Source organism: Streptomyces sp. TSRI0281 (assembly GCF_001905125.1).
Taxonomy (GTDB): domain Bacteria; phylum Actinomycetota; class Actinomycetes; order Streptomycetales; family Streptomycetaceae; genus Streptomyces.
Map to the genome: position 1 here is coordinate 45939 of NZ_LWLE01000021.1, position 15195 is coordinate 61133.

Here is a 15195-nt window from a genome sequence, read left to right on the forward strand (position 1 = left end):
AGACACGTCGGCGCGGTCTCCCGTCGGCCGCCGCGAACGCCAGGCGGGAGTGCACCGAGCGCGCTTCGCCGACGGACAGCGCCGAGGGCTCCTCCTGCGTCGAATTCCTCTCGCAAACCAGAACCAGGTTGTTGGGCCGGCCGCTGAGTCGGCAGATCGTGGCGTCGGCGTCCTGTTCGCCGCCCCGGCTCCTGGAACGCGGCCGGACGGTTGTCCTCCACGGAGATCCCACGGCTCACGGGTCGTCCTGCTGAATCACCCGGGTGCGCAGGTCGAGAGGCCCGGCGCGGCGGGCCGGCCGAGGGGTTTCCCAGCGGCTACTCCTGGGGTCCGCGCAGACTGTCACGCGCGGTGGGTGCGCGGCGAGCGGGGTTCTCGGTGAGACCCGTTCGCGTTGCGGCCGGCCCGCCGGAGGCGACAATGGGGTTCCGCGCGATGTCCCCCTGGGCGGATGGTTCTGCGGGCCCGGTGACTGGGTGCCGGGCAGTGGCCCGTGGGGACCGTTCCTGTGAGGCGCTCGCCCCTGGAGGTCCAGATGAGCTTCTTCCTTCCTGATCGCGAGGCGGTCCTGACGGGATGCCAGGGGCTGGCGCTGTCCCATCCGGGGATCGGGGTGTGTCCGGACCCGCTCTACATGCTGGCGACCCGGCCCGCCCCGGGACGGAAGGTGGCGCTGGTGGCCGGGGGCGGCGCCGGACACGAGCCACTCGACGGTGGACTGCTGGGGCGCGGTGGCGTGGACGCCGTGGTGCCGGGCCCGGTGTTCACCTCTCCAACAGGTGCCCAGGTGGAGGCGGGAGCCCGGGCCGCCGCCGCGCTGGGCTCGCGTGGCGGTGTTCTGCTGATCGTGAAGAACTACACCGGGGACCGGATCAACTTCGCTCTCGCGGCGGAGCGGGTCCGGGCCACCGGGATCATGGTGGACGAGGTGGTGGTCGACGACGATCTCGCCACCGCAGGCTCGGCGGCGGGGCGGCGCGGGACGGGGGGCGTGCTCGTCGTGGAGAAGATGCTGGGGGCGATGGCCGACCGGGGCGCCGGCCTGGAGGATCTGGCCGGGCTGGGTGCCGAGGTGGTGGCCGCCACGCGGAGCCTCGCCGTCTGCGCCCGCGCCCACACCTCCCCGGCGCTCAGGTCACCCGCGTTCGCTCTGCCGCCGGGCTCTCTGGACTACGGCGTCGGGATCCACGGCGAACGGGCCGCCCGCACCGTCACTGCCTCCCGTCCGGTCGAAGACACCGTCGGCTGCATGCTCGACGAGCTGCTGGCCGATCTCCCGCGGGCCGGGGACGGGGTCATCGCCGTGATATCAGGGCTGGGAGGGACGGGGGAGCTGGAACTGAGGGCGATCAGTGCGCTGGTCCACCTGAACCTGACCGCACGCGGGGTACCGGTACGTTCGCTGGCTACGGGCGTCTACGCCTCCGCACTGGACATGGCCGGGTTCAGTATCACCCTCACCTGTCTGGCCCCGGGCTGGCTGGAGCTGTGGACGGCACCCGCGGACACACCGTTGCGCCTCCCCGGCCCGGCGAACTCCGACGGCGTGTTCCTTGAGCCCCCGGAGGGGTTCGGCCGAGTTCCCCTCCATGCCACGCCCGCTGTCGGGCCCCGAGCCGGAGGTGCCTTCCTGGACGAATTGCACCGGATATGTCTGGCGGCGCATGCGGACCTCACCGCCCTCGACCAGGCGGCGGGGGACGGCGATTTCGGCGACAACTTCTGCGGCGGCGTCACCGCCGCCGTGCAGTGTGCCCGCGAGAACCGGCTGGCGGGCACGGCCGCGCTCGCCGAAACGTTCCGTGACCGTGTCGGCGGCTCCAGCGGCCCTCTGTTCGGCCTCCTGTTCACCGCTCTGGAGCCTGTTGCCGACCGCACGCCGCCCGACATTCCACATCTCGCCGCCGCCCTTCAGCAGGCGCTCACCCGCATCAGCGCCATTGGCGGCGCCGTGCCCGGTGACCGCACTTTGCTCGACGCCCTCGCCCCCGCGGCAAAGTCCTTCACGGCCGCGTCATCGGGCAGCCACCACCCGCCGGTGACCAGTGCGGCGAGGGCAGCCGTCGACGGCGCCCTCGCCAGCGCGGCGCTTCCCGCCCGCCGTGGCAGGGCCAGTTACACCGGCGCCCACGGCACCGGGCAGCCCGATCCTGGCGCGGTCGCGATCGCCCTCGTCCTCATCGCGCTGGCGCGTGTCCATGAACCGGGCCCAGCCGCCGATCTGCCCGACCCCGCCCGGGTCACCCGCGCCGAAGACCTCGGGGTATCGCGCACACCCGGGGCACCGGGGTGAGTCGTTCCGGTGCCCCGGGTGCGGGAATACGGGTGCCTCAGCCCGAGGGCGCCCGGTCCCGGTCGCCCCAGCTTGCGATCCAGGCGGCCAGGACCTCGTCCTCCAGGGACTCGACCCAGGCGTCGGCGAGCCCGGCGCACTCAGGGGAAGGACCCGCGCCGACCCCGACGACAGGCATCCCCGCGTGCACCGCGGACTGGATCCCGCACAGCGAGTCCTCGATGGCCAGGCACTGGGCGGGTTCCACACCCAGCAGGTCCGCCGCGCGGGTGTACACGTCGGGATGGGGCTTCGGCCGCATCCGGCCGACCGGGACCACAACGTGGCGGAAGTGCCCGAGAAGCCCCGCCGAGCTCAGGCAGGCCTCCACCACGTCCCCGGGGCAGTTGCTGGCCACCGCGAGCGGCAGCTTTCCGGCTGCGGCCTCCACCACCGCCGACGCGCCGAGGCACGTTACCGGCTCGGCGGAAGCCAGCATCCGGAACGCGCCCAGCAGCTGATCCGTCATCTGCGACGCCAGTTCTTTCCGCCCGGCCACCTGCGCCATGAGCCTCCCGCACTCGGTGTAGTGGATTCCCTGCGACAGTTCCCAGAACTTCCTGTCCGGGACAACTCCGTATTCATTGAGGACCTGCTTGCGGGCGTCCACCCAGTGCTTCTCACTGTCCATCAGGGTTCCGTCGCAGTCGAACACGACCGCTCTGGGGGACCAAGTTTTTCCTCTGGATTCCAGCACTTTCGACCTCTTTCGCGAATTCGTGCAGCCCGGCGAGCCCGAACAGTGAAACGGAAGGTTTAGAACGCTGCCGTCTTCGGACTGCCGGCAGGCAGGAGAATTCCCGTCACTGCTGCACGAAATTGTGCAAGGAAAGATATTCACGGAAACGAGAGAAAGGAAGAGGGTGACCGGAAGTGAAATGAGAAGAAAATAAAGAATTCCACTCATGGAATTTAATTTACATCGCGAAAACGGGCACGAAAAGGAAGGATATGTGCCGAACAAGAGCGGCCTCGGGCAAAATTTAGCAACCATGTGCCCTGGTAAGAACGTTCACCCTCCGCATGTTCCTAAACCTCGATGCAATCCCATCTCCGCCTTTCGCGGAGAAGCAGGAGGTCCGGGGCAACCGCGCGGTCGCGCAACCGGTCGCCCGGTCGGAGCGTCGCCTTTCCCTGAACGATGTCCGTCTACGGTGGCGAGGTCCGGGCCGACACTGCACCATCGGAGAGACGCCCGGACGCAACCGGACCCGAGGAGGGCACATGGCACTGAAAGCCGACCCCAAAGTTGTGCGTGAGCTGGTCCACCGCTACGACAAGCTTCAGAGTCTCGATGCACCCTGCCCGGGATCCTCAATCAATCCCGGGATCGAGGGCGTCGTCTACACCCTCTGTGTCCTGACCGGTACCCGCGACGAGCCGAACGCTCTGGCCGCCGCTCGCAGCTTGCTTGCGCACCCCGACTCATCCCGCTCGGAACACATCCCGCCGTGCCCGGACCCGCTGCAAGATGGCGCCACGACCACAGATCGGTGAACCGCCCCGCTCCACTCCGGCCTGTCCACGCGGCCGCGGCTGTGCCGGACACGGCTGGAAATCCGAACGGCTTCCAGCCGGCCGGGGTGCTGTAGAGGGCCTGGTCCGGTGTGGCCAGCGCCGCCTCAGGCTTCTTCTCGGTGTGCAGGAGGCGCAGCAGCTCTTCCTGGGCTGGGTCGGAATGCCGGCCCACCACCTGGTAGTTGACCCGTTTCTTGTCGATGCCTATGAGGTCGTCGTGAGCCCGTGTGTGTGCGGGTATGGCGGAAGGGGGTGGCAGCGCAGTCGCGCCGCCACCCCCTTCCGTGTGCCGGGTCAGTTGAGGGTCAGGAAGGTACCCGCGCCGTTGGAGTATTCGATCCAGGTGGTGGACCGGGTGTCCGCCGGGATGCCGGACCAGGTGGCGGTCAGGTCGGTCGGGGTTCCGGGGGTGACACGGGCATGGTCGGGCGTGACGGTGACCGTGCCCGTGGTCGGGCTGTTCTCGGTGATGTTGTTCACCTGGTAGGTGTACGGCGTGACGCTGCCGCCTGTGCTGCTCTCGTCGACGGTGACCACAGCCAGGAAGATCTTTCCGGCCTTGGGCTGCCGCAGGGAGATGGTGGATGTCCCGTTGCTGTCGGGGTCGGCGAACTGGAGTTCCTGCGGGGCACCGTCGAGCAGGGGCCCCCAGACGACGCCGACGATGGTGTCGGCAGCCGGATCGAAATGGACCGAGATCTGGGAAGCCTTGGTACCGGCCGGGATGGTCGCCTCGTAGTAGACCTCAGCGGTTCCGGTCAGGGTGCCCGTGGTGGGGGGTGAGGAGACCGGGCCGTGGGCGGTGGCCGTGAGGGTTGTGGTGGCCGGGGTGACGGAGTAGGTGATCTCGCCGCTGGTGCCGGTGCCCTTGATCTCGGCAGGGGCGTGGACGCTCTGCGGGGTGACGACGACCGGACTGCGGACGGAGGTCCGGCCGGAGGTCCAGGTGAGGGAACCGGTGTTGAGGATTCCCGAGGGTGCGGTCGTCACGTCGAGCTTGACGGTGAAGGTGCGCTTCTGCCCAGGGTGCTTGAAGTGCAGGACGGACGGGGAGACGGTGGCCTTGATACCGGGAAGGTCGACCTTGGCGCGGTAGGTGCCGGCCGAGGTGGCGGTGACGGTGCGGGTGACTGTCTGGGTGCCGAAGAGTTCACCGATCGCGATGGAGGGGTAGTTGAGGTCGCTGGGGTCGATGGCTTTGGTCCCGGTCCGGGTGTTGATGCCGACGCCTTCGAGGTAGGCGAGCCAGTCCCGCTCGGTGGAGTCGTAGACGAGTCCGGGCCGGAGCATTGCCCGGGCTTCGACTTCGCCGGCTCCCTGGGCGAAGACGTCATCGCTGTTCTTGCCGTCGGCCGTCTTGGTGGGGGACGCGGTGGTCATCATGGCCGACTTGACGCTCATGGGCGACCAGGTGGGGTGCTCGGAGAAGTACAGGGCGGCGAGGCCGGCGATGTGCGGGGAGGCCATCGAGGTGCCGGAGTAGAAGTCGAAGTCGCGGCCCTCGTTTCCGGGCGGTGAAACGGCGGCGAGGATGGTCGCGCCGGGTGCGGTGATGTCGGGCTTGAGGAGGTCGCCGTTGCCGATGAGGGAGGGGCCGCGGGAGGAGAAGCCGGCGACCTGCGGGTAGGCGGCGCTGTTGCCGCCCCGGGTGAGGGTGACGGTGGCGTTGTCCGTGGCGGCGTAGTCGCGTACGGCGGTGGCGTCGGGGGCGTTCAGGTGGACGGTCGGTATGGAGTGCAGGTCGCCGTCGGTGCTCTCGTCGCGGGTGTTGACCAGGACCATACCGATGCCGCCGGCTCTCTTGACCTCGGCGGATTTGTCGATGCGGGCATTGGTGCCTCGGTCGCAGACGACCACCTTTCCGGCGGTGCGTGCGGGGTCGAGGGTGCCCGTGACGCAGAGATTGGCGTCGGTGGTGTCGGCGTCGGTGGTCTTTACGGTGGCGGCGCGGACGAGAGGTACGGAGCCGACAGTGTTCTGCACGCTGGTGCTGATGCCGGTGTAGTTCTTTCCGTTGCCGAGGGTCACGGTGCCGGTGTGGGAGGCGATTGTTCCGGCTGCGACGGTGGTGGTCCAGGGCGCGGTGTTGTCGAGGCTGGAGGCGTCGGGGCCGGCGTTGCCTCCGGCGGTGGCGACGAAGATGCCGGCGGCGGCGGCGTTACGGAGCGCGGTCTGGGACGGATCGTCGTACGCACTTTCGAACTGGGCGCCGAGGGAGTAGTTGATGACGTCCACGCCGTCGGCGACGGCCTGGTCGATGGCGGCCACGAGATCGCTGGTCAGGCCGCCGTCCTGGGTGCCGTCCTTGCTCTGCCAGAGGGCCTTGTAGACGGCGACGCCGGCGGCGGGGGCGACACCGGAGATGGTGCCGAAGTCATGGCCGTCGGCGGTGGCGTGGACGGCGGCGTTGCCTGCGGCGGTCGATGCGGTGTGGGTGCCGTGGCCTTCGCTGTCGCGGGGGGAAAGGTAGCCGGCGCGGTTGGATTCGGGGACGAGCCGGAGCCAGGAGTCGCCGAAATGGCGGGCGCTGATGATCTTCTGGTTGCAGTCGGCGGCGGTGAAGCTCTCGCCGGTCTGGCAGGTGCCGGTGAAGGTGGTGCCGTCGGCCTTGTGCATGACGGTGGTGGTGCCGTCGAGGTAGGGCCGGTAGGGATCGCCCTTGGCGGGTTTTCTGACGGGTTTGCCGGTGGGCTTCTTGGCCGTGAGCGCGGGGGCTTTGAAAGAGGCGCTCTCGGGCCAGATCCCGGTGTCGATGACGCCGATGACGATGCCCTTGCCGGCCTTGGCGGTACCGCCGAGGGCGGCCCACAGACCCTTTCGGCCGGAGAGTCCGAGGAAGTCGGCGGAGTTCTTGTCGTCGGTGGCATGGTGGAATCGGTCGGGGGCGATGCCGGTGACGCCCTTGGTGGCGGCCAGTTGAACAAGTTGGCGGGCGTTGAGCTGGGCACTGAAGGTGTTGGTGGTGACGGCGTAGTGCTGGCGGACGGTGGCGCCGACCTTCTTGGCGACGTGGGTCTGTTCGCCGATCAGGTGGGTGCGGTATCGCTTGGCGTTGGTGGTGGTGACGTCGATTTTCCTGCCTTCGGTGGCTTTGGTGGCGGGGAGGTTGTCGATGCCGCCGTCGTAGGTGACCAGAGGTTGGCCGGCAAGGGTGATCAGGTAGGTGCCGGTAGCGAGGGGGGTGGTGCGGCCGACGGCGGTGGCGGGGGTGGCAAGGGGAAGGCTGAGGGCGGCGAGGGCAGTGGTGAGCAGGGCGCCGATGGCACCGCGGCGGGTGCGGGACGCTCTTCGTGGCTGAGGTGTCACGGGATTCCTCACAGGTGTCCGGACATGCCAGGTGGGCGAGCGGGGGTGCTCGCCTGGCGGGGGTGTGCGCCGACGGCTGGGGGGTGAGTGAACCGCCGGTCACGTCGGGTGGTTGATTGGCGATTCGGGAGAAGTGAACGCTGTGCGATCACATGCTGTCCAGATAATCTGTTGGCGTCTTTGGCCTGGTGACCAAACGCGCCACCTGTGAGGGGACCCCGGCCGGACTTGACTGCCCGTACCTGTCCGGGGCGGCCCCATACGTATGGCAGGGAGGCTTGGTTTTGCTGGAGGCAGTGGGTGTGAGCGCGTTCGACGAGAGCGTGTACCGAGCCGTGTTGTCTGGACCGCAGAGCGCCGTGCGTGACCTCGCGGAGAGCGCCGGGGCCGGGGCGGCGCGCACAGGACAGGCGTTGAGGCGCCTCGCCGGTCTGGGGCTGGTGCGGCGGGTAGGGCGCGGCCAGTGGGAGGCGGTCAGCCCGCGGTCGGCGCTGTCGGCGTTGCTGAACCGGCGCCGCTCGGAAGCGGAGACGGTGTTTGCGGGGGTGGAGACCAAGTTCGCCGATCTGCACCGCCTGCACCGGGCCGGGCAGTTGCGGTCGGATCCTGGCGCCTTGGTGGAGGTGCTGACGGGCCGGGAAGTGCTGACACGGAAGATCGAGGAGTTGAGCCGGTCCGTCACCACGCATCTGTGGACGTTGGACAAGCCTCCGTATCTGGAGCCGGTGGGACAGCCGCATTTCAATGAGTGGGAGACGGCGACGACTCGGGAGTGGTTGGAGCGCGGGGTGGACATCCGGGGGGTGTACTGCCTGGAGTCGATCGAGCCGCCCGGGCGATTGGAGACGCTTCTGAATCTGGCGGCGCTCGGGGAGCAGTCGCGGTTGTTGCCGCATCTTCCGTTCAAGGCACGGATCGTGGACCGGCGGGTTGCGGTGGTGCTCTTGGCGGAGGGAAGCCAGGACTCCATCGTGCTGGTGCATCCGTCGGGTCTGCTGGACGGGCTGATGGAGTTGTTCGAGGCGTACTGGGAGCGGGCCGAGCCGTTGCTCTCCGAGGGGTTGGGTCTGGGGGAGGGCCCCAGCCAGGAGGAAATGGTCCTGCTGCGGTTGTTGCACGCCGGGTTCAAGGACCAAGCGATCGCCCGGCATTTGGGGGTGAGTGTGCGTACGGCGACGCGTCGGGTGGCGTCGCTGATGCGGAGGCTGGATGCGGGAACGCGGTTTCAGGCCGGGGCGAAGGCGCGGGAGCGGGGTTGGGTGTGACGTTTCCAGGGATCTTCGAGGCGAACCGGCCCGACCCAAGACGATCGCTCAACTGCGGCGGCGACAAGGCCCTGCCCGTCCTCGTCGTCCGCACCAGCCCACCGCTGCTGTCCCCACGGCAGCAGGACTCCAACTGGACCCGGGACACAGCTCGAACCTCGCCCCCTCTGCCCCAGTTCGTGCGTTGCACTGACGGCCTGCCGGAGCCCTCGCGCATGAAGGGGCAGCAGGGGAACGGAGCAGGCTCCGCTGACGGCGTGGGCGGCCCGATGGGTGGTCGGGAGCCGTCTCATGGCCGGTGACGTGACCGGGGCCTGTACGTCCCCTGCCACTGCGATTTCGCTACGGGGTGGCGTATACCCTCGACATCGCGATCTCGCGGATGGTTTCTGGATCGTTGGGTGGCCTCAGCGTGCGAGTGCTGATTACTTGGGTTCCGGTGTCGGGGGCGGCTGCGGCCAGTTCCGTGAGAGCTTGGCGCACTACGTCGTGGGCGGTGCCCTGCTGGTGAGGGTTGTCCAGCAGCAGCAGCCCAGGGAAGGCGCACTCCTGGTCGAGATCTCTTTCGAGGAACAGGATGGCGTAGCTGTATGCCAGGAAGAACAGGACCTTGGCCTCTGCTCCCGGACCTTGGTTCCAGGGCCGGGAACCGACGTAGAAGGTGAGATCGGTGTCCCTGATCGTCACCTCCCGGGTCACCCGGAGCGTGTCGCGGTAGCGGGCGAGGAAATCGTTCATGCGGTCGGCGAAGGAAGAACACCGGTCCATGGGAGACAGCACGGATGTCCTCAAGGCCGGCTGCCGCTTCTCGATCTGATCCACGGTCTGCTGAGCGGAGAATAAGGTGCGGTGTGCTTCGTCGCGACGCTGCAGAATCTCTTCCATCGCCGGAAGGGCAGTCATCTTATGCTCCAGTTGGGCGATCTCCGCGGCGAGTCCTTCCAACGTCGCCATGAACGGGGAAAGTTGTGCGGTGCGCTGTTGGTTGAGTCGCTGCGCCAGTTCGGCCTGCTGTGCGTGCAACGTCTGCTGAAGCCTTCGCGTGGCTTCCAGATCGGTTGCGGTGTGTGTGATGACGTCATCCAGCTCGGACAGTTCCGACTTCAGGGACCTGATTTCCACCTGTGCCCTGCGCCGGCGCTTGTCATCATCCACCGGCTGGAAGCACAGATAGCAGGCGTCCTCGTGGTGAGCACGCTTGGGATCGACGCTCTGCTCGCAGGCAGGGCACAAGCGGACTGGCAGGGCGTCGAAGACCTCGATGGAGGTGATCAGACATTTTCCATTCGACCTACCTCGGCTGTGACCGTGCGAGCCGAGCGGCGGTGTTCTTCAAGGAGATGTTCCAGGTCCGCCATCTCCTCGGTCGCGCGCCTGAGCTGGCTGGTGACGTCCCCGTAGGCAACGGTCAGGGAGGAGTCGTATCCCGCGGGCGCCCCGGCAGGAGTGTTTCCTTCAGTAATGCCTTGGATTTCAGCTGTCAGAGTTCGACGGCGTTCATGGATGGCATTGAGCTTGCCCTGCAGCTCGCGGCGTGCTGCGGCGACCTGCTCTGCGCTGTGGGTGAGGGGCAGGCCCAGGTTCTGGGCGATAGCGGTGATGGCCTGCAGAGTGCCTTCCCGGACCTCCCTGCTCACGGCCTCACCTCGACGCCGTCTCGCCTGTGCGAGCTCGAAGTCCCGGTTCGCCTGGGCGGTTCGGGATTGGGCGAATCCTAGGAGCTGGCTGACGACGGCACGCCGGACGAACTCATGCTCCTTGTTCGCGAAGCTCGTCCAGGAGTCCTCGTTTCGGTAGAAGTGACGCAAGGTGTTGCGGAAGGAAAGGGCGACCTGTTCAGTGGCCGCAGTCGGATGAAGCCGCTTGGGTGTACGAGCGTGACTCTGCCGATCCGAAGCCCGCGCTCGGATGTGCTGGGCTCGCTCATGGGCGGATCTCCTGATGGAAAGTCGCGTTGCCGACCTCGTCCGGAAACAGGTCGTAGATGAGGTTCTTCAGGTCGGTGCCTGACATGTCCGCCAGGTTGCCCTGCATGGCTCGGCATCTCTGGACCAAGGACTGGAACTGCTCCATCGCCGTGAGCTGGGCTGCCGTCGTCTTACCGGCGGCCGTGAGCTTCACCCGCTCAGGGTTGTGGCTGACGGTGATGGTTGCGAGGCCGCGGGCGGTGAGAAAGGACAGAAACTGTGCGCTTCATGACGGGAGGTTCCTCGGGCCGCCCGGGACACTCGGGGCGTCGCCGTGCTTGCGGGTGTCCGCAGGTATGCAGTTGTCCGGCCGTCCGCCGCCGGCCCGTCATCCTCGAAGACCAACTGGAGGAAGCCCAGCGGATCAACGCCGAGTACCGCCGCACCGCTGAATCGGCGAACCCTGCAACCTCGGCCTGAGCGGTGCGTGCCCGCCGGGCGCCGTACACGCCCGGCGGGATTTGGGCACACGTGATCAGGGCCGCGCAGGAGCAGCACCGCGCGGCCCTGATCCGAGTCGGGACTGGCATACGGGTTGGTGGGGCCGTCGTCCGGGAGGACAGTGCCACCGCAATAGTTGTGCCGCCGAGCTGCAAAACGGCAACCGCTCCTCCTGGAACGCTGCGCTCGGGGTGGATTAATATCTATGACTGCCAGATGAGGGTTTAATGTGCCGCGCTGGCAGTGTGTTTACTGCAACGAACGGAGTGGAATTATTGACCGTACGCAGGCCGCTACCGCATGCTACTGTCGATCTCAGTTGCAGTTGTGGTTCCCAAAAAACTCCAACGCCCCTGCCGGTGTTTTCAGCCGCAGGAAGCGTTTTGTATTTCCGGTCTTTCTCCGGGCGGGGCATCATCGCGGCGACCCGGTGTCCGTGGATCGCGGGTTCCGGCGTACTGCCCCAAAGGAGATATGACATGGCGTCAGGCACTGTGAAGTGGTTCAACGCGGCCAAGGGTTTCGGCTTCATCGAGCAGGACGGTGACGGCGCTGACGTGTTCGCCCACTTCTCGAACATCGCCGCCCAGGGCTTCCGTGAGCTGATCGAAGGCCAGAAGGTCACCTTCGACATCGCGTCGGGCCAGAAGGGCCCGACGGCCGAGAACATCGTTCCCGCCTGACGCTGACGCGTACTTCGTAGCTGGGGCCCGCATCCCTCGGGGTGCGGGCCCCAGCTACGGGCATTTCCCGCATGGGGTCACCTGCGGGGCATTCGCCGCCCGCAGACTCTTCTCCAAGGGTGCTCGCTCCTTCGGAGCTGCATCCCATCGACGTCCTGAATTGCGCATCCGCATGACGTCACCCATTTCGCTGTTTGTGCCCCGCCGGGTTCGCCGCAGGCGAGATTTTACTTTCGCATTCTTTTCGGCCCGTTCTTGTGATTCCCCGCGCTGTTCTTCCGCTGCGGGAATTCCTTGATACGTGCCGTATCAAGGAAGGTTCTGAATGAACCCCACACGTACGAACGACCGCTCCTCCCGCGCCCGCAGCCGTACCGGCGGTCCCGCTTCCGGCTCCGGCGCCGGTTCGTACCGGGGCAGCCGCTTCGGCTCGCCCGCCCCGACCCGTTCCGGAGCGCCGAACCGCCAGGGCGGCCATAGTCGGCGGCCCGCGGCAGCCTCGGGCGAGTTCGCCCTGCCGAAGACGATCACTCCCGCGCTGCCCGCCGTCGTGGCGTTCGCCGACCTCGACATGCCCGAGCAGCTGCTGGCCTCGCTCACCGCGCAAGGGATGAGCGTCCCGTTCCCGATCCAGGGCGCGACCCTGCCCAACACCCTCGCGGGCCGCGACGTCCTCGGCCGGGGGCGCACCGGCTCAGGCAAGACCCTCGCCTTCGGCCTGGCCCTGCTGGCCCGCACCGCCGGGCAGCGTGCCGAGCCCGGCCAGCCGCTCGCCCTCGTCCTTGTGCCGACGCGTGAACTGGCACAGCAGGTGACCGACGCTCTCACCCCCTACGCCCGCTCGGTGAGGCTGCGCCTGGCCACCGTCGTCGGGGGAATGCCGATCGGCAGGCAGGTCAGTTCACTGCGCCGTGGTGCCGAAGTCGTCGTCGCGACGCCGGGCCGCCTCAAGGACCTCATCGACCGGGGTGACTGCCGGCTGAACCAGGTCGCGATCACCGTCCTGGACGAGGCCGACCAGATGGCCGACATGGGCTTCATGCCCCAGGTCACCGCGCTCCTGGACCAGGTACGCCCCGAGGGCCAGCGGATGCTGTTCTCCGCGACCCTCGACCGCAACGTCGACCTCCTGGTCCGCCGCTACCTCACCGACCCGGTGGTCCACTCCGTCGACCCGTCCGCAGGCGCGGTCACCACGATGGAGCACCACGTCCTGCACGTCCACGGCGCCGACAAGCACCGGACGACGACACAGATCGCGGCGCGCGAGGGCCGGGTGATCATGTTCCTGGACACCAAGCACGCCGTCGACCGGCTCACCCAGGATCTCCTGAACAGCGGGGTGCGGGCCGCCGCCCTGCACGGCGGGAAGTCGCAGCCGCAGCGCACCCGGACCCTGGCCCAGTTCAAGACCGGGCACGTCACCGTGCTCGTCGCGACGAACGTCGCGGCGCGCGGCATCCACGTCGACAACCTCGACCTCGTCGTCAACGTCGACCCGCCCACCGACCACAAGGACTACCTCCACCGCGGCGGCCGCACCGCGCGGGCAGGCGAGTCCGGCAGCGTCGTCACCCTGGTCACCCCCAACCAGCGCCGCGACATGACCCGTCTCATGGCCGCCGCCGGCATCGTTCCCCAGACCACCCCGGTCCGCTCCGGGGAAGAGGCACTCAGCCGGATCACCGGCGCCCAGACCCCCTCCGGCATTCCCGTGACGATCACCGCGCCGGTGGCCGAGCGGCGTGAGCGCAGCCGCAGCGCGGCCTCCCGCGGCCGGCGCAGCCCCGCTTCGGCTGCCCGGCGCACGATCGTGCGGCAGTCCTCCTTCGACGCGGCGGCCTAGAACCTTCGTGATCAGGAAACTGACCCATCTCTGCAGGAGGCACATTTTGACGCTGGTTCAGATGCAACCCCGCTCGGAGAGCGCCGCCCCTGTACACAGGACGGTGGCCGACGCCATGGACACGGCCGGACCGCAGGTTTGCGACGACATGACCATCGAGGTGGCCCTGTCCGTCATGGCCAGTGCCCGCACCGGGCACCTGCTCGTCTGCGACAACGACGGCCTGTGCATTGGCCTGGTCACCCAGGCCCAGCTCACCACCGTCCGTGACAGCTCCGCATACACGGACAGGGTTCAGCTGCGCGACATGCTCGACAACCGCGGGCCGTTCACCTCACCCGTGACCACGGTCGCCGATGCCCAGCACGCGATGCGCGGCCGCCGGCTCGGTGTCCTGCCGGTCGTCGACGAGCAGGGCAGTGCTCTGGGCGTCCTCGCCCTTGCTCGCTGAACCGCCTCACCGCGGCAGAACCCCCTCTTCTTCTCCCTGTGAGGCATCATGCGTTGTGTCATCGCCCGCTTCCCGTTCGACCTCACCAGGAACGGCGTCCTGGAATCCATGAAGGGCGTCAGGCCCGAACAGGTCATCGGCGAGTCCGTGATCATCGGCCGCCGCACCTACCCCGTCAAGCAGGTCGGGCAGGTCCTCACACGCCAGGACCGCCGCGATTTCAGCGCCGGCGAAATCCTCCGCGCCATGAGCCGACTCGGCTTCACCTGCCCCAGCACTCTCCGCACCGCCGCACCTGGGCGGGCCCCCAGCTCGTTCCAGCAGGCTTCCGCGATGCTCGGCGCCCCCGCCGCCGTCTGACCGACGGGCAGGCGCGAGCCGCCACCAAGCAACAGTGAGGGTCCGACCGGCAGCGCCGGTCGGACCCTCACCGCGTACCGAGAGGTTTGATCGGTGCTCAGCGGTTCGGTCAGTGATCTGAGTAGCTGAAGTCGCCCACGGTCCAAGCACTGACGTCATCGATCGCCACGCGGTACATCCCGCCCGTCTCCGGGATCCCCACTGCGCCCTGCAGAATCCGGGCGACATGGAAGTGCAGATGCGTAGGCGCCCGTCCTTCTTCGCGGGAAGCCTTGAAGACGGCGGAGAACTCTCCCAAGCGGTCCGAATCCGTCAGTACCTCCGACACCCTCTGCCTCCACACTGCTTCGGGAGCCAGCCGACCGGTGATGACAGCACCACCGGTGACCACGGTCAGGGGCATCTGGTTGCTCTGCCCCAACTCCACCAGGGCGGCGACCTCAACAAGCAGCTCGTCAGGCTTCGACATGAGACCGAGCATATTCGCCGACCACCCGGCCGCTTTCTGCGGTGCGGATTCGGGTAGCGCGGCTCTGAGCTCCTGTCCAGGACATGAGGGTGCCTGTGGGCGGTAACAGGGTTTCCTGGGTACGGTCAGTTGGAACCCAACTTCAGTGATCTACAGGCTCCGGCGGCTCGGTTCGCTGTCCGGCCGTGGGGGAGGCTTCGGTGAGGTCGGCACCGTGGTTGGCGTCCCGGCGGGTGGAGTCGGTGCCGTACCAGTCCAGGCACATCACGGTGGCGTCGTCCTGCAGATGCCCGTCATGGGCACGGACGACGTGCTCGATCAGGACACGGGCGGCCTCCCGGGGGTGCAGGTCCTCAGTGCTCCCGATGAGGGCGGGCAGATCGAGGTCCGCGGCGCTGCGCTCCTGCATTCCGTCGGTGAGCATGATCAGCCGGTCTCCTGCCCGCAGGTCCAGGTGCTGGACCGTGTAGGTGTGCGGGGCCAGGAAACCGAAGGGCATATCGATGGCCGGCGCGATCTCCTCGACTTTCCCCCCGCGCAGGCGCAGCGGCCAGGGG

The 15195-nt window shown here is 67.9% G+C and carries 14 protein-coding genes and 1 pseudogene; 8 read left to right on the plus strand and 7 right to left on the minus strand.

What is annotated here, in order from left to right; translation table 11 throughout:
- Positions 1-535: 535 nt before the first annotated feature.
- Positions 536-2293 (plus strand): dihydroxyacetone kinase subunit DhaK, encoded by a 1758-nt coding sequence (locus A6A29_RS24770; protein WP_073722952.1) that lies wholly within the window; start codon positions 536-538, stop codon positions 2291-2293.
- Positions 2294-2330: 37 nt separating this feature from the next.
- Here A6A29_RS24770 and A6A29_RS24775 read toward each other — a convergent pair whose 3' ends face one another.
- Entirely contained in the window at positions 2331-3029 is a 699-nt protein-coding gene (locus A6A29_RS24775) for an HAD family hydrolase (RefSeq protein WP_073722954.1), read from the minus strand.
- A 527-nt stretch (positions 3030-3556) separates the two neighbouring features.
- Between A6A29_RS24775 and A6A29_RS24780 the strand changes: the two genes are divergently transcribed.
- On the plus strand, positions 3557-3829 hold the full coding sequence (locus A6A29_RS24780) for a DUF5133 domain-containing protein (protein WP_073722956.1): 273 nt from the start codon (positions 3557-3559) through the stop codon (positions 3827-3829).
- A gap of 315 nt (positions 3830-4144) precedes the next feature.
- On the opposite strand, the gene A6A29_RS24785 is transcribed toward A6A29_RS24780, so the two are convergent.
- Entirely contained in the window at positions 4145-7156 is a 3012-nt protein-coding gene (locus A6A29_RS24785) for a S8 family serine peptidase (protein WP_274535835.1), read from the minus strand.
- Positions 7157-7458: 302 nt separating this feature from the next.
- Between A6A29_RS24785 and A6A29_RS24790 the strand changes: the two genes are divergently transcribed.
- Positions 7459-8421, plus strand: coding sequence for a helix-turn-helix transcriptional regulator (locus A6A29_RS24790; RefSeq protein ID WP_241838643.1), 963 nt, complete (start codon positions 7459-7461; stop codon positions 8419-8421).
- Positions 8422-8763: 342 nt separating this feature from the next.
- Here the strand turns inward: A6A29_RS24790 and A6A29_RS24795 are convergent, their stop codons facing one another.
- The 3 genes from A6A29_RS24795 to A6A29_RS24805 all read right to left on the minus strand — a co-directional run bounded on the left by A6A29_RS24795 (position 8764) and on the right by A6A29_RS24805 (position 10542).
- On the minus strand, positions 8764-9576 hold the full coding sequence (locus tag A6A29_RS24795; RefSeq protein WP_073722991.1) for a hypothetical protein: 813 nt from the start codon (positions 9574-9576) through the stop codon (positions 8764-8766).
- Between the two features lie 116 nt (positions 9577-9692).
- On the minus strand, positions 9693-10058 hold the full coding sequence (locus tag A6A29_RS44950; protein ID WP_143197070.1) for a hypothetical protein: 366 nt from the start codon (positions 10056-10058) through the stop codon (positions 9693-9695).
- A 286-nt stretch (positions 10059-10344) separates the two neighbouring features.
- Positions 10345-10542, minus strand: coding sequence for a hypothetical protein (locus tag A6A29_RS24805; protein WP_073722995.1), 198 nt, complete (start codon positions 10540-10542; stop codon positions 10345-10347).
- 167 nt (positions 10543-10709) lie between these two features.
- Between A6A29_RS24805 and A6A29_RS46925 the strand changes: the two are divergent.
- The 5 genes and pseudogenes from A6A29_RS46925 to A6A29_RS24830 all read left to right on the plus strand — a co-directional run.
- Positions 10710-10808: pseudogene (locus A6A29_RS46925) on the plus strand (MerR family transcriptional regulator); the annotation flags it as partial.
- A gap of 500 nt (positions 10809-11308) precedes the next feature.
- Positions 11309-11512, plus strand: coding sequence for a cold-shock protein (locus tag A6A29_RS24815; protein ID WP_073722997.1), 204 nt, complete (start codon positions 11309-11311; stop codon positions 11510-11512).
- A gap of 325 nt (positions 11513-11837) precedes the next feature.
- Entirely contained in the window at positions 11838-13358 is a 1521-nt protein-coding gene (locus A6A29_RS24820) for a DEAD/DEAH box helicase (protein ID WP_073722999.1), read from the plus strand.
- A gap of 46 nt (positions 13359-13404) precedes the next feature.
- Positions 13405-13809, plus strand: coding sequence for a CBS domain-containing protein (locus A6A29_RS24825; RefSeq protein ID WP_073723001.1), 405 nt, complete (start codon positions 13405-13407; stop codon positions 13807-13809).
- Between the two features lie 48 nt (positions 13810-13857).
- Positions 13858-14169: an SCO5918 family protein gene (locus A6A29_RS24830; protein WP_073723004.1), complete on the plus strand. Its 312-nt coding sequence runs from the start codon at positions 13858-13860 to the stop codon at positions 14167-14169.
- 109 nt (positions 14170-14278) lie between these two features.
- Here the strand turns inward: A6A29_RS24830 and A6A29_RS24835 are convergent, their stop codons facing one another.
- Together A6A29_RS24835 and A6A29_RS24840 are read right to left on the minus strand one after the other, a co-directional pair.
- A complete protein-coding gene (locus A6A29_RS24835; RefSeq protein WP_073723018.1) occupies positions 14279-14638 on the minus strand; it encodes a hypothetical protein in 360 nt (119 codons plus the stop codon).
- Between the two features lie 142 nt (positions 14639-14780).
- Positions 14781-15195 (minus strand): PP2C family protein-serine/threonine phosphatase (locus A6A29_RS24840; protein ID WP_143197071.1); only part of this gene is annotated, 415 nt, incomplete at its 5' end.

What these genes read in the sequence shown, in the direction of transcription:
- A6A29_RS24770 (WP_073722952.1), top strand. Translation starts at nt 536, where the DNA reads ATGAGCTTCTTCCTTCCTGATCGCGAGGCGGTCCTGACGGGATGCCAG.
- A6A29_RS24780 (WP_073722956.1), top strand. Translation starts at nt 3,557, where the DNA reads ATGGCACTGAAAGCCGACCCCAAAGTTGTGCGTGAGCTGGTCCACCGC.
- A6A29_RS24815 (WP_073722997.1), top strand. Translation starts at nt 11,309, where the DNA reads ATGGCGTCAGGCACTGTGAAGTGGTTCAACGCGGCCAAGGGTTTCGGC.
- A6A29_RS24820 (WP_073722999.1), top strand. Translation starts at nt 11,838, where the DNA reads ATGAACCCCACACGTACGAACGACCGCTCCTCCCGCGCCCGCAGCCGT.
- A6A29_RS24830 (WP_073723004.1), top strand. Translation starts at nt 13,858, where the DNA reads ATGCGTTGTGTCATCGCCCGCTTCCCGTTCGACCTCACCAGGAACGGC.
- A6A29_RS24835 (WP_073723018.1), bottom strand. Translation starts at nt 14,638, where the DNA reads ATGTCGAAGCCTGACGAGCTGCTTGTTGAGGTCGCCGCCCTGGTGGAG.